This window comes from Thioalkalivibrio sp., assembly GCF_041690275.1.
Taxonomy (GTDB): domain Bacteria; phylum Pseudomonadota; class Gammaproteobacteria; order Ectothiorhodospirales; family Ectothiorhodospiraceae; genus Thioalkalivibrio.
Genome location: NZ_JAWLHP010000010.1, coordinates 19,146 through 44,309, shown reverse-complemented (window position 1 = coordinate 44,309; position 25,164 = coordinate 19,146). Strand labels below are relative to the sequence as shown.

The following is a 25,164-nucleotide window of genomic DNA, read 5'->3' as shown; positions in this document are numbered from 1 at the left end:
CCTCCATCCTCTCGCGTCCGCGGTGCTGCCCCGCCCGCGATCAACCGGTGATGATAACTGCAGCCCCGAAGGCACGAAACTCGCCGCCGGCCCGATTTCAGGCGCGGGTGAACAGCGCCATGGACTCCACGTGCGCCGTGTGCGGAAACATGTCCATGATCCCGGCCGCTTCCAGGCGGTAACCGAAGTGATGCACCAGCCGCTCGGCGTCCCGGGCCAGCGTGGCCGGGTTGCAGGACACGTACAGCAGGCGCGGAATCGCGATCGGTCCCAGCGCCTCGACCACCATCGCGGCCCCGGCCCGGGGCGGGTCCAGCAGTGCGCGGTCGAAGGGGTCGCGCAGCCACGGCCGGTCGCCGAGCGTCTCGTCATCGAGGTTGGCGCAGACATGGCGGGTGTTGCGGATACCCTGCGCCTCGGCATTGGCTCGCGCGCGCTCGAGCATCCGCGCGTCGCCCTCGACACCGACCACCTCGCCGGCGCGCCGCGCCAGCGGCAGCGTGAAGTTGCCGAGACCGCAGAAGAGATCGAGCACGCGGGAACCTGCATCGGGCTCCAGCAGATCGAGCGCCCGGCGCACCATCTCGCGGTTGACCCCCGCATGCACCTGGATGAAGTCGAGCGGCGCGAAGTCCACCGCTACGTCGAAATCGGGGTGGCCATAGGACAGGCCGGTGCGTGGCCCGGCGTGGTAGTGCACGCTGTCCGGCCCCGCCGGCTGCAGATGGATCTGCAGCCCCTCCGTGTCGGCAAACTCCGCAAGCCGCCGGCCGTCCGCCTCGGAGAGCGGCTGCAGATGCCGGAAGACCAGCGCGGCCGTGCCGGAATCGTCCACTACCGCCTCGATCTGCGGGATCTTCGCGCGCGCGTCCAGCCCGTCGATCAGCCTGCGCAGCTGGCCGATCCGCTGCCCGAGCGCCGGGTGCAGCACGGGGCAGTCCCACATGTCCGCGAGGTAGCGCCCGGCGCGCTCGCGAAAGCCCACCAGTGTGCCCCCCTTTTTCGGCACGTACTTGACCCCCAGCCGGGCCGTGCGCCGGTAACCCAGGGTATCCCCGATCAGCGGCTCCAGCCGTCGCTCCGGGCTCACGCGCCCGATCCGGGACAGGGCCTCGAACAGGCCCTTCTCCTTCAGCTGCCGCTGCAGCCCCATGTCCGCGTGCATCAGCCGACACCCGCCGCAGATCCCGAACCACGTGCAAGGGGGCTCCACCCGTTCCGGCGCCGGTTCCAGTACGGACTCGAGCCGCGCGATGTCGTAGTTCCGCTTGCGCCGGGTCTGGACCGCCCGCACGCGCTCACCGGGCAACGCACCGGGTACGAAGCAGGCCTTGCCGTCGCGGCGCCCGACCCCCTGCCCGTCCAGGGTCAGGTCCTCGATCCGGACTTCGAACGGGTTGCGGTCGGTGCTCATGCGCTGGCGCGAGCGGGGGCCGCGCCGCTCCATGCCGACAGGAAGGCCTCCAGATGCGGCTGCCGTTCCTGGGCGAGGTAGCCGCGCAGGAGCCCCTTGCGCTGCTCCAGCGCCTCGGCGCTCAGCGCGCCGCGCATGCGCTCAAAGTGCAGAAAGACCAGGTAGGTGTTCAGCACGTCGTGCTCGACGTAGTCGTGGATCATGCGACGATTTCCGTCCCGCCACGCGGGCCAGACCTGGCTGCCGTCCATCCCCAGTTTTCCGGGAAGTCCGAGCAGCGAGGCGATCATGTCGAGGCCGGCCACCGCCCGCGGCTGGTAGCCGGCGAGCACGTCCATCAGGTCGATGTGGCGCCAGTGAAAGCGGCTGAGATAGTTGTTGTAGCGGAAGCTGCGGTCCTCGTCCCCCTGGTCCCAGTAGCGCGGCGCGGCGACCCCGTGCAGCAGGGCGCGGTAGTGCAGCACCGGCAGGTCGAAGCCGCCGCCGTTCCAGCTGACGAGGGTCGGGGTCCGCTTCTCGATCACCTCGAAGAACTGGCGCAGCAGTTCCGCCTCGTCCTCGGTATCGCGCCCGAATGCGGAGACCTTGATCTGCTCGCCGCCCTGGTACAGCACCCCGATCGAGACCACGCGCTGCAGGGGGTGCTGCAGGAATTCCGTGCCCGTCCGGATGCGGCGCAGCGCGAACAGTGCCTCGGCCACCTCGGCGTCGGACAGCCCCTCGAAATCGTGCAGCCGCCGCGCGCCTTCGATGTCGGGAACCGTCTCCAGGTCGAAGACCAGTACCGGCCCGCTGCTCATGCCGGGTACACGCCGGTCGAGATGTAGCGGTCACCCCGGTCGCAGACGATCGCGACCACCAGCCCGTCGCGAAGCCCGGCTGCCACCTTCAGGGCGGCGGCGACCGAGCCGCCGGAGGACACCCCGGCGAAGATCCCCTCCTCGGCGGCCAGCCGGCGCATCATCGTCTCGGCCTCCTCCTGGCTGATGTCCAGGGTCCGGTCAACCCGCGAGGCATCGAAGATCGACGGCAGGTAGGCCTCGGGCCAGCGCCGAATGCCCGGAATCGCGGAACCCTCGGTGGGCTGCACGCCGACGACGGTGACCGCGGGATCCTGCTCCTTCAGGAAGCGCGAGGTGCCCATGATGGTGCCCGTGGTCCCCATCGAACACACGAAGTGCGTGACCGCGCCCTCCGTGTCGCGCCAGATCTCCGGGCCGGTGCCGCGGTAGTGCGCGTCGGGATTGTCGGGGTTCGCAAACTGGTCGAGGACCCTGCCCCGGCCCTCGCGCTCCAGCTTCTGGGCCAGATCGCGTGCTCCCTCCATGCCCTGCTCCCGCGTGACCAGGATGATCTCCGCGCCGAAGGCCTTCATGGCGGCGCGGCGCTCGGCCGACATGTTCTCGGGCATGATCAGAAGCATGCGGTAGCCCTTTATCGCCGCGACCATCGCCAGCGCAATGCCGGTGTTGCCGCTGGTCGCCTCGATCAGCGTGGCGCCCGGACGGATCTCGCCGCGCAACTCGGCCTGCAGGATCATGTTCAGGGCCGGCCGGTCCTTGACGGAGCCCGCCGGATTGTTGCCCTCGAGCTTCACCAGCACCGGCGCCGGCAACCCGGCCGCCAGGCGCTGCAACCGGACCAGCGGGGTGTTGCCGACAAAGTCTTCCAGCGTGGGGAAGGATTCGGTCTTTGGTCGCCTCATCCCGGCAGAGTATACCGGCTCACGCAAGGGCGCACTTACCCGCCGGACGGCTCCGACGCCCACCCCTCCAGCACCACGAAGGCCTGGGCGTAGTCGTGTTCGTCACTGATGCTGAGGTGGATCCGCGAGACACCGAGCCGTGCCGCGGTGCGGGCCGCGGCGCCGCTGAGCGCGATGCCCGGACGGCCGGCCGGGTCGTGGGTCACGCAGACCTCGTGCAACGCCATGTGCCGGCCCACCCCGCAGCCGAGCGCCTTGGCCAGCGCCTCCTTTGCGGCGAAACGGCGGGCCACGAAGCCCTCGGGACGCGCGGCGGGGAGCTCGGAGCGCTCGTCCGGATGCAGCAGCCGCTCGAGCAACCGCTGACCGTGACGCTCGAGCAGCGGGCGCATGCGCGCGACGCGGACCAGGTCGACACCGACGCCCAGGATCATGCGCCGGCCCGCGTTCAGGGTCGCCGGCCGTGGCGCGCGGCGTCCATGATGCTGCGCATGTGGCTCACGGCCTCCGGCAGCCCGGTGAACAGCGCACGGGCGACGATCGAGTGGCCGATGTTCAGCTCGTGGAACAGCGGATGCGCAGCGACCGGACGCACGTTGTCGTAGTCCAGCCCGTGACCGGCGTTGATGGCCAGCCCCATCTCGTGGCCGGAGCGGGCGGCAGAGAACAGCGCCTCGGCCAGTCGCGAGCGCTCGGCACCGTCACGGGCATTGGCGTAGGCGCCGGTGTGCAGCTCGACCACCGGGGCACCGATTGCGACGGCGGCCTCGAGCTGCCGCAGGTCCGGTTCGATGAACAGCGAGACCTCGATCCCGGCGTCGTTCAGCGGTTGCACGAACTCGCGCAGGCGAACCAGCTGCCCGGCCGCGTCCAGCCCCCCCTCGGTGGTCAACTCCTCGCGGCGCTCGGGCACGATGCAGCAGGCCTCCGGCACCAGCTGCAGCGCGATCGCCTGCATCCCCTCGGTCGCCGCCATCTCGAGATTCAGCGGCCGCGTGAGGCGCGGTTTGATCCCGAAGACGTCGTCGTCCTGGATGTGCCTGCGGTCCTCGCGCAGGTGCAGGGTGATCGAGTCCGCCCCGCTGGCCTCGGCCAGGCGCACCGCCTGCATCAGGTCCGGGTAGGGGGTGTGCCGCGCCTGGCGGATGGTGGCGATGTGATCGAGATTCACGCCGAGCCGCAACGGCGGTGGGACAGCTGCTTGCATGATGGAATGGATCCTGTCAGAGAAGGCGCCGGGTCTGGAGCTCCCGGCCGTCAAGGTGTTGGTCGATGAGGCACCGCATGAAGTCCCGGGCGGCGCGCAGGTCATTATCGGGCAGGCGGGAACCGGTGGCGAGCGCCAGCAGTGCCTCGCCGCGCAAGCTACCCGGCGCGGCCTCGGTGAGGGCCTCGCCGAGCCCCTCGTCGGGACGGTAGCGGTAGTGTGCCTGCGCATCGGGCAGGACCCCGGGCAGGTGATCCAGCCCGGAATCGATCAGCGCGAGCAAGGACCATTCCGCCGCGCGCAGGCTGTGCTCCGGACGTTCCGGTGCAAGCAGCCCCTGGTAGGCCTGCTCGAGAATCCCGACCACCTCGCCCGCGGCGACGTCGCGCGGAAACAGGCGCAGCACCAGCTCGTTCAGATACAGGGCACAGATCATCGCCCGCCCCGAGAGCGGGAACACGCGCCGCTCCTCGCCCAGCGTGAGACTGGGCAGGTCGCCCCGCCCGCGCCAGGCAAGGTCCAGCAGCACGAAGGGTCGGAGGGATCCGGCCCGCCCGCGCGCCAGCACCGCGGTACGCCCGGCATCCCGGGTAACCAGCTCCAGGATCCGGCTGTGTTCCCGAAACGGGCGGGCATGTAGCACGAAGCCGGGAGCGGGCAACTCTGGACGTCCTGCCGTCACCGCGGTTCTTCGATGCCCAGCTCCCGCAGCGCGCGATTGCTCTGCGACCACCCTGCCTCCACCCGGACGGTCAGGCGCAGCATGATCCTGCGCCCGAGGAGTTCCTCGAGCTGTTGCCGGGCCGCCTGGCCGATGCGTTTCAGCATCTGTCCGCCCTTCCCGATCACGATGCCCTTCTGGCTTGGCCGCTCAACCACGATCAGCGCGTCGATATGGGTGATGTCGGGACGGTCCTCCCAGCCCTCGACCCGTACCGCCACCGAGTACGGGACCTCCTGGCCCAGGCGCTCGAGCAGCGCCTCGCGGATCATCTCCTCGGCCCGGAAGCGCTCGGGACGGTCGCTGAGCTGTTCCGGATCGTACAGAAACGGCCCCTCCGGCAGGTGCCGTCCGAGTTCCTCCACCAGACTGCGGAGATTACCGCCGGTCCTTGCGGACAGGGGCACCACCGCAAGATAGTCGTGCTCCTGCGCCCGTGCCTCGAGGAACGGCAGCAGAGCCCGCTTGTCGGCAATCCGGTCGACCTTGTTCACCACCAGGATGACTGGACGCCCTGCGGAGCGGATCGCATCCAGGATGAAGCCATCCCCGGCCTCGAAACGGCCGGCCTCCACGATGAAGCAGACGATGTCGGCATCGGCAAGCGCCTGCACCGCGGTACGGTTCAGCACCTGGTTCACCAGGCGGCCGGGCTCCGGGTCGATTCCCGGCGTGTCGATAAGCACGGTCTGCTTCCGGCCCTCGGTCACGATGCCGAGGATCCGGTTGCGGGTCGTGTGCGGCTTGCGGGTGATCGCGGCCAGCTTCTCACCGACCATCCTGTTCATCAGCGTGGTCTTGCCCACGTTGGGCCGCCCGATCAGCGCAACGAGGCCGCAATGCGTCCGGTCCATGCCTGCCGTCACTGATTGGCCTCGCGCCGGAGGCGGACCAGCGCGGCTTCGGCGGCCTGCTGCTCCGCGGCCCGCCGGCTGGAGCCGGTGCCCCGCTGCCCCCAGGATTCGCTGGGCAGCCAGGCCTCGACTGCGAAACGGCGCCTGTGATCGGGTCCCGACACATCCAGCAGCCGGTACTCGGGCAGTGCACAGCCGCGCCCCTGCAGGAACTCCTGCAGCCGGGTCTTGGGATCCTTCAGCGATTCGGCGCTGGGCAGGGAATCGAGGCGCCGTGCGTAGAGACCCAGCACGAACTCCCGGGCCGCCGCGTATCCCGCGGTGCGATAGCTCGCGCCGATCAGGGCCTCGAGCGCGTCGGCGAGGATCGACTCGCGCCGCTGCCCGCCGGTCTTGCGCTCTCCCTGACCCAGGTTCAGCGCCCCCTCCAGCCCCGCGGCGCGCGCGGTCTCGGCCAGCGCGACGCGGTTGACAAGGGCCGCGCGCAGACGGGTCAGGTCGCCCTCCGGGGCATCCGGCAGGCGTTCGAACAGCGCGTCGGCGATCACCAGACCCAGCACCGCGTCTCCGAGGAACTCGAGCCGCTCGTTGTGCCGGGCACCGGCGCTGCGGTGAGTGAGCGCCTGTGCGAGCGAGTCCGCTTCGCGCAATGCCTCCGGCAGCAGACTGCGGAAATCCGTCGCGTTCACCGGCGCCCCGGCAGCCATGACGTGCCTGCGGCCCGCGAAGGCATCGGACCCGGGCGACCGGTCAAGGAGAGAGCTTGTCGCGGCGGTTGAACTGGGCCACGAGGTCAAGATTGGCGAAGAAGGTGCGTCGGACCTCGTAGTCCAGCAGCATGTAGCGCCCCGAGCCGTCTTCCTCGAAGCTGACGTTCTCGCGCTCCACGTTTTCATAGATCGAGTTGATCGCGAGACGCCGGTTGATGTCGTTCCAGATCTGCTGCGGGCTGCGCTCCGCCACCCCGGGGGTGGCGGCCACGTCGGTGACGATGGCCCGTACCGTCCAGTACTGGATGTAGTCCTTGCCGATGGTCAGGAAGAAATTGGCGACAAGTACCGCGAAGAGGACGAAGATGATCACGGTGAACCCCCCGATCCCCCGCATCCGTTGTCTTGATCTCAGCATTGCGCGATGCCCCCTGTGATGTCTTCAGTGAATGCGGTTGCCCACCCGGGAGAAATCCCAGTGTCCGCCATTGTAGTCCCAGTTCAGCCAGATGAAGAGCGCGCGGCCCACCAGCAGGTCCTCGGACACGAAGCCCCACATGCGGCTGTCATTGCTGTTGTCCCGATTGTCGCCGACCATGAAGTAGTGCCCTTCGGGTACCCGCACCGACCCGCTCATTCCGGGTGCCCGTTCCCACATCAGGATCTGGTGGGGCGTGTCGCCGAGATGTTCCCGGAATACGGTGGCGTCGGTCATCATCCGGCCGGATCCCACGCCCTCGTAGGTACCCACCTCCTCGAGGCGCTGCGGCTCGCCGTTCACGTAGAGCGTCCGGTCCCGGAACTCGATGAGATCGCCCGGAATTCCGACCACCCGCTTGATGTAGTCCTCGGCCGGGTTGCGCGGATACTTGAACACCGCGACGTCGCCGCGCTCGGGGCTGCCGGTCTCGAGGATCACGCTGCGCGTGACCGGCAACCTCACGCCATACGAAAACTTGTTCACCAGGATGAAGTCCCCGACCAGCAGGGTGGGCATCATCGACCCCGAGGGGATGCGGAAGGGCTCGGCGACGAAGGAGCGCAACACCAGCACGATCAGCAGTACCGGGAAGAAGGACCGTGAATAGTCCACGTACCACGGCATCTGCTGCCGCCGTTCGGGACTCATCCAGCGCCGCAGGACCGCCCACACCAGCCAGATCACGCCCGTGACCAGCGTCGCCAGCACCAAGATCAGCTCCAGGCTGAACGTCATATCAGGTCCCTTCTCGGAAACCGGCCCGTGAGGCCGGATCAGCCCTTGTCAGCGCTCGAGAGCACGGCGAGAAAGGCCTCCTGGGGAACATCCACCCGGCCGATCTGCTTCATCCGTCTCTTGCCCGCCTTCTGTTTCTCCAGCAGCTTGCGCTTGCGTGTCGCATCGCCACCGTAGCACTTCGCAAGCACGTTCTTGCGCAAGGCCTTCACGGTCGACCTCGCGATGATCTTGGAGCCGATCGCGGCCTGGATCGCCACCTCGAACATCTGACGCGGAATGATGCCACACATGCGCTCGGTGAGCTCCCGGCCACGGCTCGGGGCCTGGTCGCGGTGCACGATCGCGGACAGTGCGTCGACCCGCTCGCCGTTGATCAGGATATCCACGCGCACCAGCGGCGCCGCCTGGAAGCGCAGCGGCTGGTAGTCGAAGGACGCGTAGCCACGGGTCGCCGACTTCAGGCGGTCAAAGAAATCCATCACCACCTCGGACATCGGCATCTCGTAGGCAAGGGCGACCTGGCGCCCCATGTACTGCATCTTCACCTGCACGCCGCGTTTCTCCACGCACAGGGTCATCACCGCCCCGACGTACTCCTGCGGCAGCAGGATGTTGGCCAGGATCACCGGCTCGCGGATCTCGGCGATCTCGTTGGCGGGTGGCAGCTCCGAGGGATTGTGCACCGGAACCACCTCGCCGCTCGTCTTCTCGACCTCGTAGACGACCGTCGGTGCGGTGGAGATCAGTTCCAGTCCGTACTCCCGCTCGAGGCGTTCCTGCACGATCTCCATATGCAGCATCCCGAGGAATCCGCAGCGGAAGCCAAATCCGAGCGCCTGGGAGGTCTCCGGCTCGAACTGCAGGGACGCGTCGTTCAGCCGCAGCTTGTCCAGGGCCTCGCGCAGGTCGTTGAAGTCCTCGGCGCTGATCGGGAACAGCCCGGCGAAGACGCGCGGCTGCATCTCCTTGAACCCGGGCAGCGGGCTTTCGGCGGGATTCTTCGCGTCGGTGAAGGTATCGCCGACCTTCGCCCCGGTGATGTCCTTGATGCTGGCGATCACGTAGCCCACCTCGCCGATGTCGAGAAACGGGCGATCCACGGGTTTCGGTGCGAACACGCCGACACGGTCCACCTCGTAGCTGCGTCCCACGGACATCGCCGTGATCCGGCGCTGCGCATGCAGCCGGCCGGCCTTGACCCGGACCAGCGCCACTACGCCGAGATAGTTGTCGTACCACGAGTCGATCACCAGGGCCCGCAACGGCGCGTCCGGATCGCCCTCCGGCGGCGGGATCCGGCGCACCAGCTCCTCCAGCAGCTCGGGGACACCCTCGCCGGTCTTTGCCGACACCCGCAGCGCGTTCACGGCCTCGATGCCGATCACATCCTCGATCTCGCTGGCCACGCGGTCAGGCTCCGCCGCGGGCAGATCGATCTTGTTCAGCACCGGCACCACCTCCAGTCCCTGGTCAATGGCCGTGTAGCAGTTCGCCACGCTCTGCGCCTCGACGCCCTGGGAGGCGTCCACCACCAGCAGCGCCCCCTCGCAGGCGAACAGCGAGCGCGAGACCTCGTAGGAAAAATCAACGTGACCCGGGGTGTCGATGAAGTTGAGCTGATAACGCTGACCGTCGCGGGCGTCATAGAACAGGGAGACGCTCTGCGCCTTGATCGTGATCCCGCGCTCGCGCTCGAGATCCATCGAATCGAGCACCTGTTCCGCCATCTCGCGCTCGGACAGACCGCCGCAGACCTGGATGAGACGGTCCGCGAGGGTGGACTTGCCGTGGTCGATGTGCGCGATGATGGAGAAGTTGCGGGTCAGTCGGGGGTCAGTCATTCGGAGTCAGCTCGTCGATCAGTGCCGGCGCATCGAGGAAGTGGCAGCAGAGGACCTCGCCGTCCACCGCCAGAACGGGCACCTTGGCGTTGAAGCGCATCGCCAGATCGGGATCCTCGTCGATGTCGACGCGCTCGAGCTCGAAAGTATAACGGCTTTGCAGGGACCTGAGCTCCGCGAGCATCCGCTCGCAGAGCCCACAGTCGATCCGGTGATAGAGGATCAGCGTTGGCAGGCGCCCGGCCGGACGGTCGCCGGCGGGCGGAGGGGGCGCTCCGCCACGGCCGGCAGACCGTCCGCGGCGCTCTACCGTCATTCCTGCGGCATGCGCAGCGCGATGAAGACCGGGGTGCCTTCCCGATGCAGCAGCACCGGGACAGAACGCCCGGGGGATGCGGCCTCCGCACGTTCGCGCAGGGCCTGCGGCGATGGCACGGGATCGCCGCCGAACTGCACGATCACGTCGCCGGAGCGAATTCCGGCGGCCCGGGCCGGGTTCCCGGTGACCTCGGCCACGCGCACGCCCTCGTCAGCCAGCCCGAGTATCTCCCGCTCCTCGGTGGTCAGAGGCTCGATCTCCATGCCCAGCATGCTCTGCGACTGGGCCTCCGACGGAATCGCCGGGACGCGGCTACCCGTCGCGATCTCTTCCGGCAGCGCGTCGATGGTCACCTCGACCACGATCTCGCGGTCACCGCGGAGCACGTCGACCTCCACCTCGGAGCCGACCGGCGTGCGGCCGACAATGGGCGGCAGGGCACTGGAGCGAGGCACGTCGATCCCGTTGAACCGGAGGATCACGTCGCCGGTGCGAAGACCCGCTTCCTGCGCCGGGCTGTCCGGCTGCACCTGTGCCACCAGTGCCCCGGTGGGACGCTCCATTCCGAAGGAGTCCGCGAGGTCCCGGGTGACCTCCTGGATCAGCACACCCAGCCAGCCCCGCGTGACGGTGCCCGTCTCGAGGATCTGCTCGGCCACCTCCATGGCCATCTCGATCGGGATCGCGAAGGAAAGGCCCATGAAACCGCCAGTGCGGCTGTAGATCTGGGAGTTGATGCCCACCACCTCGCCATCGAGATTGAACAGCGGGCCGCCGGAGTTGCCGGGGTTGATCGCGACGTCGGTCTGGATGAACGGTACGTAGTTGTCGGAGGGCAGGCTGCGGCCCTTCGCACTCACGATTCCGGCCGTCACCGAGTGGTCGAATCCGAATGGCGAACCGATGGCCAGTACCCACTCGCCCACCTTCAGCGATTCGGAGGAACCCAGCTGCAGCGTCGGCAGCTCCTGGGCATCGATCTTCAGCACCGCGACATCACTCTCGGGATCCGAGCCGATCACCTCCGCAGTGAAGATCCGCCGGTCGGACAGTCGCACCACGATCTCGCCACCGTTCGCGATCACGTGGTGATTGGTCAGGATGTAGCCATCATCGCTGTAGATGAACCCCGACCCCATCGAACGGCGGTCGAAGCGATCCGGGATGCGGGGACCCTCACCGCGTTCGCCGAAGAAGCGCTCGAAGAGATCCTCGAAGGGCATTCCTTCCGGAATCTCGGGGTCGGGCCCGCCTTCGGCCGCGGCGCGCTCGCGCGACGAGGAGATGTTGACCACCGCGGGACTGTACTGCTCCGCCAGCGGTACGAAATCGGGCAGATCCCGCGCCGAGACGGGAACCGACAAGGCGATCAGCATCGTTGCCAGAAAGAACCAGCGATACATATTCATGAGCCCCTTCAGGAATGGTTGCGTATGTGTCTAGAGGCGCCGGCCGCGCACAAGTTCCGCGGTCGGCCGGAATCGGCGGCACGGCACGTACCCACAGGAGCGAGCGGCGCCAACGGCCATGCGCGGAGGGCTAGTCGACGATGCGGCCGGCGGCGGGTGACGGCATCGGGGACTGGCCCGCCGGCTGCCGTCCAAGCAGCACCGGCTCGAAGCGGTCCCCCTGGCCGCGCAGCCATCGGCGCACCCCCGCGAGCCCCAGCGAGAACCCGGCGATACCGGCCAGGATCAGGACTCCATCCGCCAGCCCGGGGGCAATCCAGCCCACCGTGATCGGCAGCAGCATCATCCCGAACAGGGGCAGCAGATACATCGCAACCGCGCCGGACACCAGCGCGCGGTCGCGCACGCCCAGCCTGACGCGGTCGCCCGGTCGCAGCCCGTGGCTGTTCGCCAGCCGCAACTCGAGTTCGCGCCGCCCGAGGACCTCCGACAACACGCCATTGCCGCAACCACTGCGGGCCGAACAGGAGCCGCAGGTCGACCGGCGCTCCACGCGCACCGTCGCCCAGGCCGCGTCGGCCGCCACTACTACGCCCTGTTCTTCCAGCCAGTCGCTCATCGGAGGCCGCCGGCGGAGCTCAGTTGATCCCGCCGGCGCGGAAACGCGCGGCGTCGGCGATCCGCTCAGCCGTCTTGACCGGCACCTCGCCAACCACCGTGACCTGATGACCGGCAAGTGGCCGGGCGAGGGCATGGGTCGCCCCCGATCGGGTCACGCCCTCGAAGGTCTCTTTGTCGTCCGTGGTGGGATCGACGTAGACCGATACGGTCGCGAGCCCGTCGCTGAGCACGAAGTGCAATGACGACCCGCCGTCTTCCTCCGGTCCGATGCTGCGCTCGGTCACGATGACCGTGCTGAACCCGGGCGGCAGGTCCTGGAAGTACCATTGGCCGTGCCGGTCCTGCTGTTCAGGCGAGACCCCGGCCGCACGCACCTCGATCCGTCGGGCGTCGCAGCCGTGCGGCGCAAGGGATTCCTCGAACACCACGTCGAGAAACTCCAGCTCGGTGAAGATCAGCCGTTCGAGCAGCTGTCCGTCCCCGTCGATCAGCTCGCTGAGCAGCGGAAGACCGGTGTCTCGGTGCAGGCAGTACTCGTGACTGTAGCGATAGGCGTCGCGCGCCTCGGCATGCAGCCGGTAACAGGGGAATCCGGCGATCCGGTCAAAGCCGGATGAGCTCAGGTCATAGCGTTCGTTCGCCCGAAGCATCGCCGCCGCGAAGGCGGGTGGTCGTTGCGGGGCTCCTCCCTGCTGCCGGCCGCCGCCGTCGATGCGTGCGCCCTTGATCGCGCTGATGCGGTCCACCTCGCGAATCACCTCACGCGCCGACCCGGTCAGGGTCTGCAGACGCTCCCGGTATCCGTCCTCCTCGGCCGCATGGACCACGCGCACGGTGTCCATGCGCTCACCCCGCTGAAACACGAAGGTGCCTTCGTAGCTGTGCCGGTGCATGCTGTCGGCCATGCGCTCCAGCCACTCTTCCGGACCGTAGTCCTCCTCCGCCGGGAGGTTCAGCGGCAGGAGGAGCGCGAGTACGGCGACGACACGCAGGGTCCAGCCCCACATCCCCACTTACTCGCCATCGACCGAGTTGCGCACCCGGGCGAATGCCGAAGAACCGGGAGCCACCAGCTCCGCGTGGTTTTCGAGATAGCGCGCAAAGCGCGGGTCGGGCGCCGTGACCAGCTCGCTCTCGGCCGGCTCCTGAATGGTGCTGGTGTCCACCGTTGCGGCGGGCACTCCGTCGTCGGTACCGGTGATCGTCTGAAGCCCGAGCAGGGAGACCACCGCCACCGCAGCCGCGATGCCGACTCCGGCAACCGGCTTCATCCAGCGCCCGCTCGCGGGCGGGTCCCTGTGCACGTCCAGCGGGTTGTCATCGGCGATCCCGCTCTGCACCCCTGCCAGGAAATCCCGGGGTGCGACCCGCTTCATACCACCGCGCAGGCTGTCGCCGATCAGGTGGTAGCGGGCCCAGATTCGGCGGTCGTCTTCGGATTTCAGGAGTTCGTCGATCAGGCGGCGCGTCTCGAAGCCTTCGGTTTCGTTGTCGACGAGTGCGGAGAGACGTTCGGACTTGCTTGCTTGGTCGTTCATTGGTTCTGCTCGCTCAATCGTTTAGCAACGGACCCAGGGTCCGGTCGATGGCCTCGCGGGCCCGAAAGATGCGCGAGCGGACGGTGCCGATCGGGCATCCCATGGTCTGGGCAATCTCCTCGTAGCTCAGTCCTTCGAGTTCGCGCAGCGTGATCGCGGTTCTCAGATCGTCCGGCAACCGCTCGATCGTCCGCTGCACTGCCGCCTGTATCTCCTCTGACAACATCTCCCCTTCCGGGGTTGCACTATCCTTCAGTGCGGAATCGCCGCCCATCTGTTCGGCGTCCTGCGGGTCCACCTCAGCCTCCGGGCGCCGACGTCCCTGGGCGACCAGGTGGTTCTTCGCGGTGTTGATCGCGATGCGGTAGAGCCAGGTGTAGAAGGCGCTCTCACCCCGGAAATTCGCCAGCCCGCGGTAGGCCTTGATGAAGGCCTCCTGGGAGACATCGAGTGCCGCGGCATGATCATGCACGTAACGTCCGACCAGGTTGATGATCTTGTGCTGATATTTCAGGACCAGTATGTCGAAGGCCGCCTTCTCCCCGCGCTGGACCCGGCGCACGAGGGCCTCGTCCGAAGCCTTCTCGCTCATGCGGGCACTCCCGCCCGAAGCGCCAGTTCCGCTAATCTTGGCTGCATGGACCGTGTCGGCATGTTGAAGTTCGTCCTGATCGGCTCCGGGGTGCCGGACCGTGCGATTGTGTGCGCAAGACAACGCCGGAAAGTTACCTGAGCCATGGCTGCAACACAAATGGGCCCCGCGCAGGAACGCTTCGATGTGCTGATCATCGGCAGCGGCGCCGCCGGCCTCACCGCGGCGCTCCACCTGGCCCCCAGCCGACGGGTCGCCATCATCAGCAAGGGACCGGTCGATGAAGGCAGCACCCGTTACGCGCAGGGCGGGATATCGGCGGTCCTGGACCAGGCCGACTCGTTCGAGTCGCACGTCGCTGACACGCTCGATGCCGGCGCCGGGCTCTGCGAGCTCGACGCGGTCCGCCGAACGGTTGCGGAAGGGCCCGAGGCCATCAATTGGCTGGCGGGTCTGGGCGTCCCCTTTACCCGCGAGGCCCACGAGGGACGCAGTCGTCTGCACCTGACCCGGGAGGGCGGCCACAGCGCGCGCCGGGTCGCCCACGCGGCCGACGCCACCGGGCTGGCGATCGAGGAGGCACTCGTCGGGACCGCGCGCGGGCAGGCGCGCATCGAGGTGTTCGAGCGTCACCTCGCGGTCGACCTGATCCTCGCCAGCGTGGAGGGTCGGCGACGCGTGATCGGCGCCTACGTTCAGGATGGCGAGACCCGGGAGGTGCAGACCATCCTGGCCCCGATGGTGATCCTGGCGACCGGCGGCGCCAGCAAGGTGTACCTCTACAGCTCGAACCCGGACGGCGCCACCGGCGACGGCATCGCGATGGCCTGGCGCGCCGGCTGCCGGGTCGCCAATATGGAGTTCATGCAGTTTCACCCCACCTGCCTGTTTCATCCTCAGGCCAAGTCCTTCCTGATTTCCGAGGCGGTGCGCGGCGAGGGCGGCCGTCTGCTGCTACCGGATGGCACGCCGTTCATGGAGCGCTTTGATCCCCGTGCCGAACTCGCGCCGCGCGACATCGTCGCCCGCGCGATCGACTACGAGATGAAGCGGCTCGGGGTCGACCACGTCTACCTGGACATCAGCCATCGCAGCCCCGAGTTCGTACGCGAACACTTCCCGACCATTCACCAGCGTTGCCTGGAATTCGGGTTCGACATGACCAGCGAGCCTCTGCCGGTGGTGCCGGCCGCGCACTACACCTGCGGCGGTGTGATGGTGGACGCCCACGGGCGCACCGACGTGCCCGGGCTGTATGCCGCCGGCGAGGTGTCCTACACCGGCCTGCACGGCGCCAACCGGATGGCCAGCAATTCGCTGCTGGAGTGCCTGGTCTACGCCCGTGCGGCCGCCCGGCACATCCTCTCCGACACCGATGCGCTGACACCGGAGGCGCTGCCGCGGCCGCCGAACTGGGACGAATCCCGGGTCACCGATTCCGACGAGGAAGTGGTCGTGTCGCACAACTGGGACGAACTGCGCCGGCTGATGTGGGACTATGTCGGAATCGTGCGCGCCCGTGACCGCCTGCTGCGGGCGCAGCGGCGCATCCATGTGCTGATGGAGGAGGTCCATGAATACTATGCTCACTATCGGATCACGCCCGATCTCATCGAACTGAGGAATCTGGTGCTCGTGGCCCAGATCATCGTGAGGAGCGCCCTGGAACGCCGGGAGAGCCGCGGCCTGCACTTCATCCGCGACTTCCCGGAGCGCGATCCGAACCTGCATCCCGGTCCGACGGTGCTGTCACCTCCGGCGGCCCAGCGGGCCGAGCCGGACTGAGCGGAAACCCGCGGCGTGAGGTTTCAGGAGGTCTTCGTTTGCGGCATGCGGATGAAATGCTCGCGATAGTGGCGCAACTCCTCGATGGAGTCGCGGATGTCCTGCAGCGCCTGGTGCGTGGCATCCTTCTTCACGCCCGAGAGCGCGCCGGGGGCCCAGCGCCGCGCAAGCTCCTTCAGGGTACTGACGTCGAGGTTGCGGTAGTGAAAGTAGCCCTCGAGATCGGGCATGCAGCGGGCCAGGAAACGCCGGTCCTGGCAGATGGAATTGCCACACATCGGCGATGCGTGAGGCGGCACCCATTGGCTCAGAAAATCCAGGGTGGCCCGTTCCGCGTCGATCTCGTCGATCGGGCTCTGCCGTACCCGCTGCAGGAGCCCGGAAGCCCCATGGGTGCGCCGGTTCCAGTCGTCGAGCCCGCCGAGAACGGACTCGTCCTGGCGGATCGCGATCACCGGACCCTCCGCGAGCAGGTTCAGGTCCTTGTCGGTCACGATGGTCGCGACCTCGAGAATCAGATCCGTCTGCGGATCGAGCCCCGTCATCTCGAGATCGATCCAGATCAGGTTGTCGGCGTTCTGACCCATGCCGTCTCCAGGGTTGGCGCGTCAGTCTATCATCCCGGACCGGGCACTGACGTTCCGGTTTCCTTCGGGCGAACGACCATCACGGCACCAGCGGCTCCGGAAGATGCAACACGATCGCATGCCGCCGCGACCGGTCCGTCAACCCATCGCCTCTCCCGCAAGCGGGAGAGGACAACCACGAGCGCGCTGCGCGCGTTCCTTCATCCGCAGGAGAGAATCATGCGTCATGGCCTTACTGCATTCGGCATTCTGCTTTTCGTCGGGCTCGGCAGCCCCGTACATGCCGAGGATCCGGCGCTGGGCGAAAAACTGCACCAGGAAAACTGCGTCAGCTGCCACGGAACGGAGGTGTACACCCGCGACGACCGCATGGTCGATTCGATGAGTTCGTTGATCACCCAGGTCAACCGGTGCAACGTGAATCTCGGAACCGGCTGGTTCGATGACGAGGTTGAGGCAGTGGCCGCCTATCTTGGCGAGAACTACTACAACTTCTGAATCCGGGGTGTCACGATGACCGACCTGAGCAAGCGACACTGCGACGCACCGGAGGCCTTTGCCGGCCCCCTCTCTCCGTCGGAATGTGACGAGATGCTCGCACAGCTGCACGAAGACTGGGACCTCGACACCGCGGCGGGCCGGATCTCGCGGCGGCTGGAGTTTGCCAATTTCCACGAAACCATGTCCTTTGTGAACGCAGTCGCATGGATTGCCAACCGGGAGGACCACCATCCCGACATGGAGGTCTCGTACGGGCATTGCGTGGTACGTTTTTCGACGCACGCCATCGGCGGGCTGAGCCCGAACGATTTCATCTGCGCGGCACGCGTCGATGCCCTTTTCGAATAAGCCTGCACGCAGGCGTCCTTGAGCATGACCGTCAGGAGCCGCCGCAGGCCCGAACCCGGGCTCGCCGGCGGCTCCGTGACGCAACGCGCAAGGGAAGCGGGCGGATTCGGGCCGGCATGAGCCTGCGCTGCCGCGTCCTCGCGCGTTACGGCAGTGAGATCGACGTGTTACGGCCGGATGGCGGTGTCCAGCGCGTGAGCCTGCGGCGCCGCTTCGATGACGTGGTCTGCGGGGACGTGGTGGCGGTCGATCCCGTGGGAGCGTCCGTCCGGGGCCGGGAGCGGCGCCGCAATCATCTGAGGCGGCGAGACCGATTCAATCGCTCGAAGACGATCGCCGCCAACATCGACCGGGTGTGGATCGTGGTCGCCCCGCGGCCCGCAATCCCGCGTCTGCTGATCGACCGGTTTCTGGCCGGTATCCGCAACCTGCCGGCCGAGGCCGGCATTGTGGTGAACAAGTCCGATCTGGCGCAACCGGTGGATGGCATGACATCGGCTCCCGATCTGTCGGACTACGCACACCTGGACCTGCCGGTGTTCCGGGTCAGCGCCCGCACCGGCCTTGGACTCGAGTCATTCCGCGCGGCCGCCTCCGGCGGGAGCAACATCCTCGTGGGGCCGTCCGGCGTCGGCAAGTCCTCTCTGATCCAGGCGCTGTTGCCGGATGAGCGGCTGCGCATCGCCGGGGTCGGTCAGAGTGGAGAAGGCCGGCACACGACAACCACGGCCCGTTGGTACGAAGCCAGGGGCGGCGGCGCCTGGATCGACTCGCCGGGCGTGCGCGATTTCAGTCCGGAGATCATTTCCGTCGATCAACTGGCGCAGGGCTTCCCCGACCTGTCCGAACACGCGGCGGTTTGCCGTTTCCGCGACTGCACTCACCGTTCCGAACCCGGCTGCGCGGTGCGCGGGGCGGTGGATCGGGATCTGCTGCCTGCAGCGCGCCTGGCGGCCTGGCGGGAACTGCTGGAGACCCTGGTGGCGGACGGCCGGGATCGGAGGTGAAGGGCGGCGGAAGTGGAGCCGAGGGGCAGGCGTGGGATCGCGGCTGGAAGCCGCTCCTACACAACCGCGCCTACAGCCTCGTGGCAGGCGAACCGAGTCAGAAATTCAGGCCCATCTCGAAACCGATCACCGAATCGGTCGAGCCCCCGCCACCCTGGAAATCAAGGCGATCGCTCAGCCAGTCGCGCGAGGAGCCGAGCCCGTAGTCGTCGTAGAAGAGACTCAGTGACATCTCGGTCTGATTGCTGAAGCGCAGCTTGCTATCGAGACTGAGGTAGCCCGCGCTGCGCCAGGTGTCGCCCCGGTGACCATGGAACGCGGTGGCGGCGTCCGGCTCACCGAGCAGCGGATAGCGCACCCCGACACGCACCCGGCTTTCCAGATTGCCGGTCTGATAGGTGGGGCCGGTACTGAGATCCGTGACCACGAAGCTGCTGCTTCCGGCAAAGGCGTCATCGGCGAGCCAGGCATCCGCGCTCCCGGATGAACCCAGACCAACGCCCAGATCGACGCCATAGCCGAAACCGGTGCCCCCGAAGTGCTGGATGAACCCGCCCCGGGTCTCTACCCCGCGGTCGGCGGCCCCGGGGCTGGCCACCGAGGGCATCTGCATCGAACGGACCTCGACGTTGAGTTCCCGGCCCCGCTGGACGTCGTTCCGGAACCCGGGGCGCAGGCTGTCGGCTCCGGAGAAGACGTCGAGCGTCGACAGGGCGTCCCGGCCGGGCGTGTAGGAGAGGTCGTACGCCGAGCGGGTCTCCGCATGCAGCGGGGACACGAACATCGCGACCGCGGCGGCGACCAGCGTGATGCGGCCCGCAAGCCTTCCCGTTTCAGGCGATACGCTCATATCCGTTCTCCCGGCAGGTCCTGCCCTGCCCCGACTCACTGCTTTCTATCCAACAGCATAGACCATAGTTAACCAGGTGGCCAAGAAAAGTTGCGTCCACCCAACACGTGCAGATGAATATGATACACCGATTGCCCGGCGCCGTGGCCACAGTTCATCACTGTCCGGTAACCTTCGTTTTCCAGGTCCAGCTTTCGCGCGACCTCCGCGCCTGCCAGCATCAGGTCTCCCAACACTTCGCGGTCTTCCGGCACGGTGTCATCCAGCGTGGCGATGTGGCGGCGCGGAATCACCAGCGCGTGCTGGGGCGCGACCGGGTTCAGGTCATGGAACGCAAGTACAGACTCGGTTTCCAGAATCATCTGCGGCTCCATTTCGCCGGCCGCGATGCGGCAGAATACGCAATCCGTCATGTTGTTCGTCTCCCGGCTGTCAGGCCCGCGGGCTTCGGGGCCAGTGGTAGGTCAGTAGTCGCGGCGACCGGACAGTGCGTGCGCAAGCGTCCCGGCGTCCAGATACTCGAGCTCCCCACCCGTCGGCACTCCCTGCGCGATCCGCGTCGCCCGCACGCCATGGCGTGCGGCCATCTCGGCGATGTAGTGCGCCGTCACCTCGCCCTCGACCGAGGCGTTGGTCGCCAGAATCAACTCCCGCACGGCGTGGTCCTGCAGGCGCTTCTCGAGCTGGTCCAGGCCAAGATCCTCGGGACCGATGCCGTCCAGCGGCGACAACCGCCCGAGCAGCACGTGGAACAGCCCCCGGAAGTCCGTTGCCGATTCGATCGCCAGCACGTCGCCGGGGGTCTCGACCACGCAGATGACCCCGTCGTCCCGCCCGGTGTCGAGGCAGCGGGAGCAGGTCTCGCGGGCCGTCAGCGTCCGGCACACGGAACAGTGACCGACCGTGTCGACCGCCGCTTCCAGTGCCACGGCCAGGCGCCGGGCGCCCGCGCGATCCCGCTCGAGCAGGTGCAGCGCCATCCTGCGCGCGGATTTCGCGCCGACGCCCGGAAGGCACCGCAGGGCGGCGATCAGTTCGTCCAGGACCGCTTCCACAGGACCCCGCCCCTGCAGTGACGCAGCCGCCTCAGAACGGCAGTTTCATGCCGGCCGGAAGACCCATGCCCTCGGTCAGACTGGCCATGCGCTCCTGGGCGGCCGCCTCCGCCTTGTGTACCGCGTCGTTGATCGCGGCCGCGACCAGGTCCTCGATCATGTCGCGATCGTCGTCGAAGAGGCTCGGATCAATGCTTACGCGGCGCACCTCGTGCTTGCCCGTCATCACCACCCGGACCAGTCCGCCACCGGCCTGTCCGTCGACCTCCATGTTGGCCAGCTCCGTCTGCACCTTCTGCATGTCTTCCTGCATCTTCTGGGCCTGCTTCATCAAGCCGCCCAAGCCACCCTTCATCATCGCTTCTCGCTCCTGGTCATCTGACTGCCTGTGCCGTGCAGCGCCGTGGCCGGTCAGGGCGCTGGCTGGTCGCCTGCGCCTGCACCATCGGCGCGGTCGATCAGCTGCACCCTGGCGACCTCGGCACCAAAGGTTTCACGCAACGCGGCGATCACCGGATCGGCGCGCACCTCGGACTCGGCCCTAGCCTGACGCTCCGCCGCGTCTGCGGCAAGCCTGGCCGCGGGCGTGCTTGCCGACGCCTCGCTCCGCTCGCGCAGCTCGAGGCGGATATCATCGCCAAGCACCTGCGCAAGCGCCTCGGTCAGCCGCGCCAGGCCCCGGCCCGTGCACAACATGCGGTGCCCGGGCTGGACCGCGATCACGACCCGTTGCCGGTCATGCTCGATCAGGTCCGCGTTCAGCGCGAGTTCCCGCGTCGGGCCGGGGCTCAGGGAGTGCGCGAAGGCATGCCAGTCCAGCGGCGGTGGCTCCGCGACCCGGCTGACGGCCGGCTCTTCCTCGCGCGCACGCGGCCGCGCTCGCGCATCCGGAACGGTCGCGGCAACATCCGGCCGCCCGCCCTCACCCCCCGGGGGGCCATCTTCCCCGCCGGAGAGAGCCGTACCGGCGGACCGGCCCGGCGCGGCCGCCGCCGGCGTCCGCGGTTCTCGCCTCGAGCGGCCCGAGGCCCGGCGCGCGTGCGGTCCCGCAGTGTGCGGCTGCGCCCGCTCCGGCGGCGGGCGCTCTGCGCGGGATGCGCTGCCGGGAGCGCCGGAGTCCCTCGCGGGCGGCACCTCGGGCCGGAAGGCGAGCACACGCAGCAGCGTCATCTCCACCCCGATGCGCGGGTCCGGTGCGTGCGGCAGGTCGCGCCGCCCGTGAAGCAGGATCTGGTAGGCCAGCTGAATGTCCTCCGGGGCCTCGCGGCCTGCCGCCTCGCGCTGCCATGCCGAGAGACCGTCATCGGCTTCGGTTTCCGAGCCGGGTGCGGCCGGATCCCGCGCCATTGCCTGGCACACCGCCACCCCGTGCACGAGCGCTGCGAGCGCATCCAGCAGACGTGGCCAATCGGGAGCAAGGGCGTCCAGCTCGGCCAGGATTGCGAGCAGGCGCGGCCCGTCGCCGGTCCAGGCGGCGTCAAGAAGCTCGGTCAGCCGCCGGCGGGGCAGCAGTCCGATCATGTCGCAGACCTCGGCCTCGGTGAGGCCCGCGCCAGCGTAGGCGATCGCCTGCTCGGTGAGACTGAGCGCGTCCCGCATGCTGCCCTCACCCGCCTCGGCAAGCCGCAGCAGGGCGCCGGCCTCCGCGGGAATCCCCTCGGCCGCGAGGATGCGCTCGAGATGCTCGGCCATCATGGTCGACGGCATCGGCTTCAGGTTGAACTGAAGACAACGGGAGAGGACCGTGACCGGCAGCTTCTGCGGATCGGTGGTCGCAAGCAGGAACTTCACGTGCTCCGGCGGTTCCTCCAGGGTCTTCAGCAGGGCGTTGAAGCTCTTCTCGGAGAGCATGTGCACTTCGTCGATCAGGTAGACCTTGAAGCGGCCCGACACCGGCGCATAGGCCACGTTGTCCAGCAATTCCCGGGTGTCGTCCACGCGGGTGCGGGAGGCCGCGTCCACCTCGATGAGATCGAGATGGCGTCCCTCCGCGATCTCGACGCAGGAACGGCACTGGCCGCAGGGTGTCGCGGTGACCCCCGTCTCGCAGTTCAGGCATCGGGCCAGGATCCGGGCGACCGTGGTCTTGCCGACACCGCGGGTGCCGGAAAACAGATAGGCGTGATGCAGACGGTTGCCGTTGAGCGCGTTCACGAGCGCCCGCACCACGTGGGGCTGCCCGACCATGTCCTCGAATCGCCCGGGGCGCCACTTTCGGGCCAGCACCTGATGTGTCATCGGCTCCCGCTGTCCTCGATCCGCCCCGCAGGGCCGTGCGTAAGGGTGGTGGCCCGAACCCGCCACACCCCGGCGCCCGAATCGGCTGCTACCGTTGCTCCCTTCCGGGCCTGGCGGGGTTCACAGCCTATCGTCGCGAGGGGACCGGCACGGACCACCATAACGCTGTACCTGAGAAATCAGGCGAACCCGTAAGGTTCCCGTTTTCGAGCGTCGCCGTCAACCGTGCGCACCGGCCGCGGTCCGCGACCGGATCCATTATTTGGAAAAATCTATCAACATTATTCAATCATTCGATTAGAAATATTCCTGCCCACCCCGTAACCTTGCCCGCAGTTGCAGCACAGGCTGCACGACAGAATTCATGCAACCAGCGACTCACCACACTACAGCAAGGAGATCTTCATGAACCTGCAAGCACGAGAAGGGCAGCGCGTCCCCGACGTCACGTTCCGCTGCCGCAAGGACAACGAGTGGAACGACATCCGCTCCCAGGACATCTTCAGCGGCCGCAGCGTCGTCGTCTTCGCCCTGCCCGGTGCGTTCACCCCGACCTGCTCCTCGGCACACCTGCCGCGCTACAACGAGCTGGCGCCGGTATTCGAGGCGCACGGCATCGACGAGATCGTGTGCGTGTCCGTGAACGACGGCTTCGTGATGGAGGCCTGGCAGAGCGACCAGGGAGCAGACCGTGTCACCTTCCTCGCCGACGGCAACGGGGAGTTCACCGCGGGCATGGGCATGCTGGTGGACAAGTCGGACCTCGGGTTCGGCAAGCGTTCCTGGCGCTACTCCATGCTGGTCCGTGACGGCGTCATCGAGAAGCAGTTCATCGAACCCGACGAGCCCGGTGATCCGTTCGTCGTCTCCGACGCCGACACCATGCTCGAGCACATCGCCCCGAACGCCTCGCGGCCGAAGGACGTGGTGCTGTTCACCAAGCCCGGCTGCCCGTACTGCAAGGCGGCGAAGGAAGACCTGCAGGATGCGGGCATGGAGTTCGAGGAGATCGTGCTCGGCCGCGACACCACCCTGCGCGGGCTGCGCGCCGCAACCGGAGCGATGACCGTGCCCCAGGTCTTCATCGCGGGACACCGGATCGGTGGGTCGGAAGACCTGAAGGCCTGGCTGGTGGAGCGCCGGGCCGCCTGACCCCCGCGCCGGGGACGGGATCCCCGGCGCGCCCGACCGGGCCTTTCAGCCCCGTACCGCCCAGTACGTTAGAATTCGGGCATACACGCCACATTCATTGCTCGCGGGCGCCCCGTCTACCGGGGCGCATCCGCGTCCGTAAACTGAACGGGAGCCAACATGGAAGAGTACGACATCCTCGTGATCGGCGGAGGCAGCGGCGGTCTGGCTGTGGCCGAGCGGGCTGCAGGGCACGGTGCCCGGGTCGCGGTCTTCGATCCCCGGCCGCTCGGGGGGACCTGCGTTAACGAGGGCTGCGTCCCGAAGAAGCTCACCTGGTACGCGTCCCATCACATGGGCCACGCCCGCCATGCCCATGAATTCGGTGTGGATGTCGAGGTCCGGGACCTGCGCTATGCGGACCTGGTGCGCCAGCGCCATGACTTCCTGCGGATGCTCAACGACTACTGGTCCGGCTACCTCGAGCGGCTCGGCGTCCACTACGTGGCCGAGCGCGCGCAACTCGTCGATGCCCGCACGGTGTCCGCCGGCGGCAGGGAATACCGCGGCGAACGGGTGGTCATCGCCACCGGCGGCGAACCGATCGTCCCGCGGATGCCGGGACACGAACTCGGGGCGACCTCCGATGACTTCTTCCAGTGGGAGGACCTGCCGCAATCCATCGCGGTCATCGGCGCGGGATACATCGGTCTCGAGATGGCCGGCATGCTGCGCTCCTTTGGCGTTGACGTGACGGTCATCGCGATGGAGAACCGGGTGCTGGAGATGTTCGACCCGATGGTCAGCCACGTGCTCGAGCGCCACATGGAGGAGCAGGGAATCACCAGGCACCTCGGCGCGACGGTCACGGGCCTCGAGGGGACGCCGGGCGCGGTCACCGTGCATGCCGGCGAGGACCAGAGGCACGGTCCGTTCGAGCGCGTGCTGTGGGCCGTGGGCCGGCGCCCGAAGACCCGCGACATCGGCCTCGAGGCCGCCGGCGTCGAGATCCTGCCCAACGGCATCATTCCGGTGAACGAATGGCAGGAGACCAGCGTGGCGGGCGTATTTGCGCTCGGCGACGTGATCGGCAAGGCACCACTGACGCCCGTGGCGATTGCGGCAGGGCGCCGGCTGGCCGACCACTGGCTGGCGCCGGAGCGCAAACCCGTGCCGGTGGACTATGCGCAGATTCCGACCGTCACCTTCACCCATCCGCCCACGGGCGGTGTCGGATTGACCGAACCCGCGGCCGTGCAGGCGTTCGGTGACTCGGTCCGCGTCTACGAGACGGAGTTCGGCGGTCTCGCCCGCGCCTTTGCGAGGGACGACGTCGCGCCGATGGCGATGAAACTCATCTGCGCCGGCGAGGACGAACGCGTGCTCGGGATCCACATGGTCGGGGACGGGGTGGACGAGATGCTGCAGGGCTTCGCGGTCGCGGTACGCATGGGCGCGACCAAGCGCGACTTCGACCTCACCATTCCACTGCATCCGACCAGCGCGGAAGAG

29 protein-coding genes and 1 other RNA gene are annotated in these 25,164 nt (G+C 67.9%); 6 read left to right on the top strand and 24 right to left on the bottom strand.

The annotated features are described in order from the left end of the window. Positions 1–97 precede the first annotated feature (97 nt). The 17 genes from rlmD to rpoE all read right to left on the bottom strand — a co-directional run bounded on the left by rlmD (position 98) and on the right by rpoE (position 14,150). On the bottom strand, positions 98–1,414 hold the full coding sequence (gene rlmD, locus ACESMN_RS03210) for a 23S rRNA (uracil(1939)-C(5))-methyltransferase RlmD (RefSeq protein ID WP_373052141.1): 1,317 nt from the start codon (positions 1,412–1,414) through the stop codon (positions 98–100). After that, on the bottom strand, positions 1,411–2,214 hold the full coding sequence (locus tag ACESMN_RS03205; protein ID WP_373052140.1) for a 3'-5' exonuclease: 804 nt from the start codon (positions 2,212–2,214) through the stop codon (positions 1,411–1,413). The genes rlmD and ACESMN_RS03205 overlap by 4 nt, the downstream gene beginning before the upstream one ends. After that, positions 2,211–3,119: a cysteine synthase CysM gene (gene cysM / locus ACESMN_RS03200; protein ID WP_373052139.1), complete on the bottom strand. Its 909-nt coding sequence runs from the start codon at positions 3,117–3,119 to the stop codon at positions 2,211–2,213. Before cysM ends, ACESMN_RS03205 begins: the two co-directional genes overlap by 4 nt. Before the next feature lie 35 nt (positions 3,120–3,154). Then, complete coding sequence (gene acpS, locus ACESMN_RS03195; RefSeq protein ID WP_373052138.1) at positions 3,155–3,553, bottom strand: holo-ACP synthase; 399 nt, start codon at positions 3,551–3,553, stop codon at positions 3,155–3,157. A 14-nt stretch (positions 3,554–3,567) separates the two neighbouring features. Further along, on the bottom strand, positions 3,568–4,326 hold the full coding sequence (locus ACESMN_RS03190) for a pyridoxine 5'-phosphate synthase (RefSeq protein WP_373052137.1): 759 nt from the start codon (positions 4,324–4,326) through the stop codon (positions 3,568–3,570). Positions 4,327–4,342: 16 nt separating this feature from the next. Next, entirely contained in the window at positions 4,343–5,008 is a 666-nt protein-coding gene (gene recO / locus ACESMN_RS03185; RefSeq protein WP_373052136.1) for a DNA repair protein RecO, read from the bottom strand. Further along, positions 5,005–5,901 (bottom strand): GTPase Era, encoded by an 897-nt coding sequence (gene era / locus ACESMN_RS03180; RefSeq protein ID WP_373052135.1) that lies wholly within the window; start codon positions 5,899–5,901, stop codon positions 5,005–5,007. The genes recO and era overlap by 4 nt, the downstream gene beginning before the upstream one ends. Positions 5,902–5,909: 8 nt before the next feature. After that, positions 5,910–6,608 carry a ribonuclease III gene (gene rnc, locus ACESMN_RS03175; protein WP_373052134.1) on the bottom strand — a complete coding sequence of 233 codons (699 nt, stop codon included), beginning with the start codon at positions 6,606–6,608 and terminating at the stop codon, positions 5,910–5,912. Between the two features lie 43 nt (positions 6,609–6,651). Then, entirely contained in the window at positions 6,652–7,029 is a 378-nt protein-coding gene (locus ACESMN_RS03170) for a DUF4845 domain-containing protein (protein ID WP_373052133.1), read from the bottom strand. A 24-nt stretch (positions 7,030–7,053) separates the two neighbouring features. Further along, entirely contained in the window at positions 7,054–7,827 is a 774-nt protein-coding gene (gene lepB / locus ACESMN_RS03165) for a signal peptidase I (protein WP_373052132.1), read from the bottom strand. 38 nt (positions 7,828–7,865) lie between these two features. After that, positions 7,866–9,671, bottom strand: coding sequence for a translation elongation factor 4 (gene lepA / locus ACESMN_RS03160; RefSeq protein WP_373052131.1), 1,806 nt, complete (start codon positions 9,669–9,671; stop codon positions 7,866–7,868). Beyond that, positions 9,664–9,906: a glutaredoxin family protein gene (locus ACESMN_RS03155; protein WP_373052159.1), complete on the bottom strand. Its 243-nt coding sequence runs from the start codon at positions 9,904–9,906 to the stop codon at positions 9,664–9,666. The genes lepA and ACESMN_RS03155 overlap by 8 nt, the downstream gene beginning before the upstream one ends. 77 nt (positions 9,907–9,983) lie before the next feature. Beyond that, positions 9,984–11,399: a DegQ family serine endoprotease gene (locus tag ACESMN_RS03150; protein WP_373052130.1), complete on the bottom strand. Its 1,416-nt coding sequence runs from the start codon at positions 11,397–11,399 to the stop codon at positions 9,984–9,986. A gap of 130 nt (positions 11,400–11,529) precedes the next feature. Continuing rightward, the gene (locus ACESMN_RS03145) at positions 11,530–12,018 is read right to left on the bottom strand and encodes a SoxR reducing system RseC family protein (RefSeq protein WP_373052129.1); all 489 of its coding nucleotides are present in this window, start codon (positions 12,016–12,018) and stop codon (positions 11,530–11,532) included. Between the two features lie 19 nt (positions 12,019–12,037). Next, on the bottom strand, positions 12,038–13,027 hold the full coding sequence (locus ACESMN_RS03140; protein WP_373052128.1) for a MucB/RseB C-terminal domain-containing protein: 990 nt from the start codon (positions 13,025–13,027) through the stop codon (positions 12,038–12,040). A gap of 6 nt (positions 13,028–13,033) precedes the next feature. Beyond that, positions 13,034–13,558 (bottom strand): sigma-E factor negative regulatory protein, encoded by a 525-nt coding sequence (locus ACESMN_RS03135; protein ID WP_373052127.1) that lies wholly within the window; start codon positions 13,556–13,558, stop codon positions 13,034–13,036. A 13-nt stretch (positions 13,559–13,571) separates the two neighbouring features. After that, positions 13,572–14,150: an RNA polymerase sigma factor RpoE gene (gene rpoE, locus ACESMN_RS03130; RefSeq protein WP_373052126.1), complete on the bottom strand. Its 579-nt coding sequence runs from the start codon at positions 14,148–14,150 to the stop codon at positions 13,572–13,574. A gap of 144 nt (positions 14,151–14,294) precedes the next feature. On the opposite strand from rpoE, the gene nadB reads away from it, so the two are divergent. Continuing rightward, entirely contained in the window at positions 14,295–15,935 is a 1,641-nt protein-coding gene (gene nadB, locus ACESMN_RS03125) for an L-aspartate oxidase (protein ID WP_373052125.1), read from the top strand. A 23-nt stretch (positions 15,936–15,958) separates the two neighbouring features. Here the strand turns inward: nadB and orn are convergent, their stop codons facing one another. Continuing rightward, positions 15,959–16,522, bottom strand: a complete 564-nt coding sequence (gene orn / locus ACESMN_RS03120) for an oligoribonuclease (protein WP_373052124.1) — start codon at positions 16,520–16,522, stop codon at positions 15,959–15,961. Between the two features lie 219 nt (positions 16,523–16,741). Here orn and ACESMN_RS03115 point away from each other — a divergent pair, with 219 nt between their 5' ends. From ACESMN_RS03115 to rsgA, 3 genes are all read left to right on the top strand, one after another. Beyond that, positions 16,742–17,020, top strand: a complete 279-nt coding sequence (locus ACESMN_RS03115) for a c-type cytochrome (protein ID WP_373052123.1) — start codon at positions 16,742–16,744, stop codon at positions 17,018–17,020. Positions 17,021–17,035: 15 nt separating this feature from the next. Next, on the top strand, positions 17,036–17,371 hold the full coding sequence (locus tag ACESMN_RS03110; protein WP_373052122.1) for a 4a-hydroxytetrahydrobiopterin dehydratase: 336 nt from the start codon (positions 17,036–17,038) through the stop codon (positions 17,369–17,371). A 116-nt stretch (positions 17,372–17,487) separates the two neighbouring features. Next, positions 17,488–18,378, top strand: coding sequence for a ribosome small subunit-dependent GTPase A (rsgA, locus tag ACESMN_RS03105; RefSeq protein WP_373052121.1), 891 nt, complete (start codon positions 17,488–17,490; stop codon positions 18,376–18,378). Positions 18,379–18,475: 97 nt separating this feature from the next. Here rsgA and ACESMN_RS03100 read toward each other — a convergent pair whose 3' ends face one another. The 6 genes from ACESMN_RS03100 to ffs all read right to left on the bottom strand — a co-directional run bounded on the left by ACESMN_RS03100 (position 18,476) and on the right by ffs (position 22,671). Then, the gene (locus ACESMN_RS03100) at positions 18,476–19,228 is read right to left on the bottom strand and encodes a hypothetical protein (RefSeq protein WP_373052120.1); all 753 of its coding nucleotides are present in this window, start codon (positions 19,226–19,228) and stop codon (positions 18,476–18,478) included. A 68-nt stretch (positions 19,229–19,296) separates the two neighbouring features. Beyond that, the gene (locus tag ACESMN_RS03095; RefSeq protein WP_373052119.1) at positions 19,297–19,641 is read right to left on the bottom strand and encodes a histidine triad nucleotide-binding protein; all 345 of its coding nucleotides are present in this window, start codon (positions 19,639–19,641) and stop codon (positions 19,297–19,299) included. A gap of 51 nt (positions 19,642–19,692) precedes the next feature. Then, positions 19,693–20,283: a recombination mediator RecR gene (gene recR / locus ACESMN_RS03090; protein ID WP_373052118.1), complete on the bottom strand. Its 591-nt coding sequence runs from the start codon at positions 20,281–20,283 to the stop codon at positions 19,693–19,695. Between the two features lie 31 nt (positions 20,284–20,314). Further along, positions 20,315–20,641, bottom strand: a complete 327-nt coding sequence (locus tag ACESMN_RS03085; protein WP_373052117.1) for a YbaB/EbfC family nucleoid-associated protein — start codon at positions 20,639–20,641, stop codon at positions 20,315–20,317. Positions 20,642–20,694: 53 nt separating this feature from the next. After that, on the bottom strand, positions 20,695–22,521 hold the full coding sequence (gene dnaX / locus ACESMN_RS03080) for a DNA polymerase III subunit gamma/tau (RefSeq protein ID WP_373052116.1): 1,827 nt from the start codon (positions 22,519–22,521) through the stop codon (positions 20,695–20,697). 53 nt (positions 22,522–22,574) lie between these two features. Next, an RNA gene (gene ffs / locus ACESMN_RS03075) (signal recognition particle sRNA small type) lies at positions 22,575–22,671 on the bottom strand. A gap of 255 nt (positions 22,672–22,926) precedes the next feature. Between ffs and ACESMN_RS03070 the strand changes: the two genes are divergently transcribed. Further along, on the top strand, positions 22,927–23,673 hold the full coding sequence (locus ACESMN_RS03070; RefSeq protein ID WP_373052115.1) for a glutathione peroxidase: 747 nt from the start codon (positions 22,927–22,929) through the stop codon (positions 23,671–23,673). 159 nt (positions 23,674–23,832) lie between these two features. Then, a partial coding sequence (gene gorA, locus ACESMN_RS03065) for a glutathione-disulfide reductase (RefSeq protein WP_373052114.1) occupies positions 23,833–25,164 on the top strand: 1,332 nt, incomplete at its 3' end.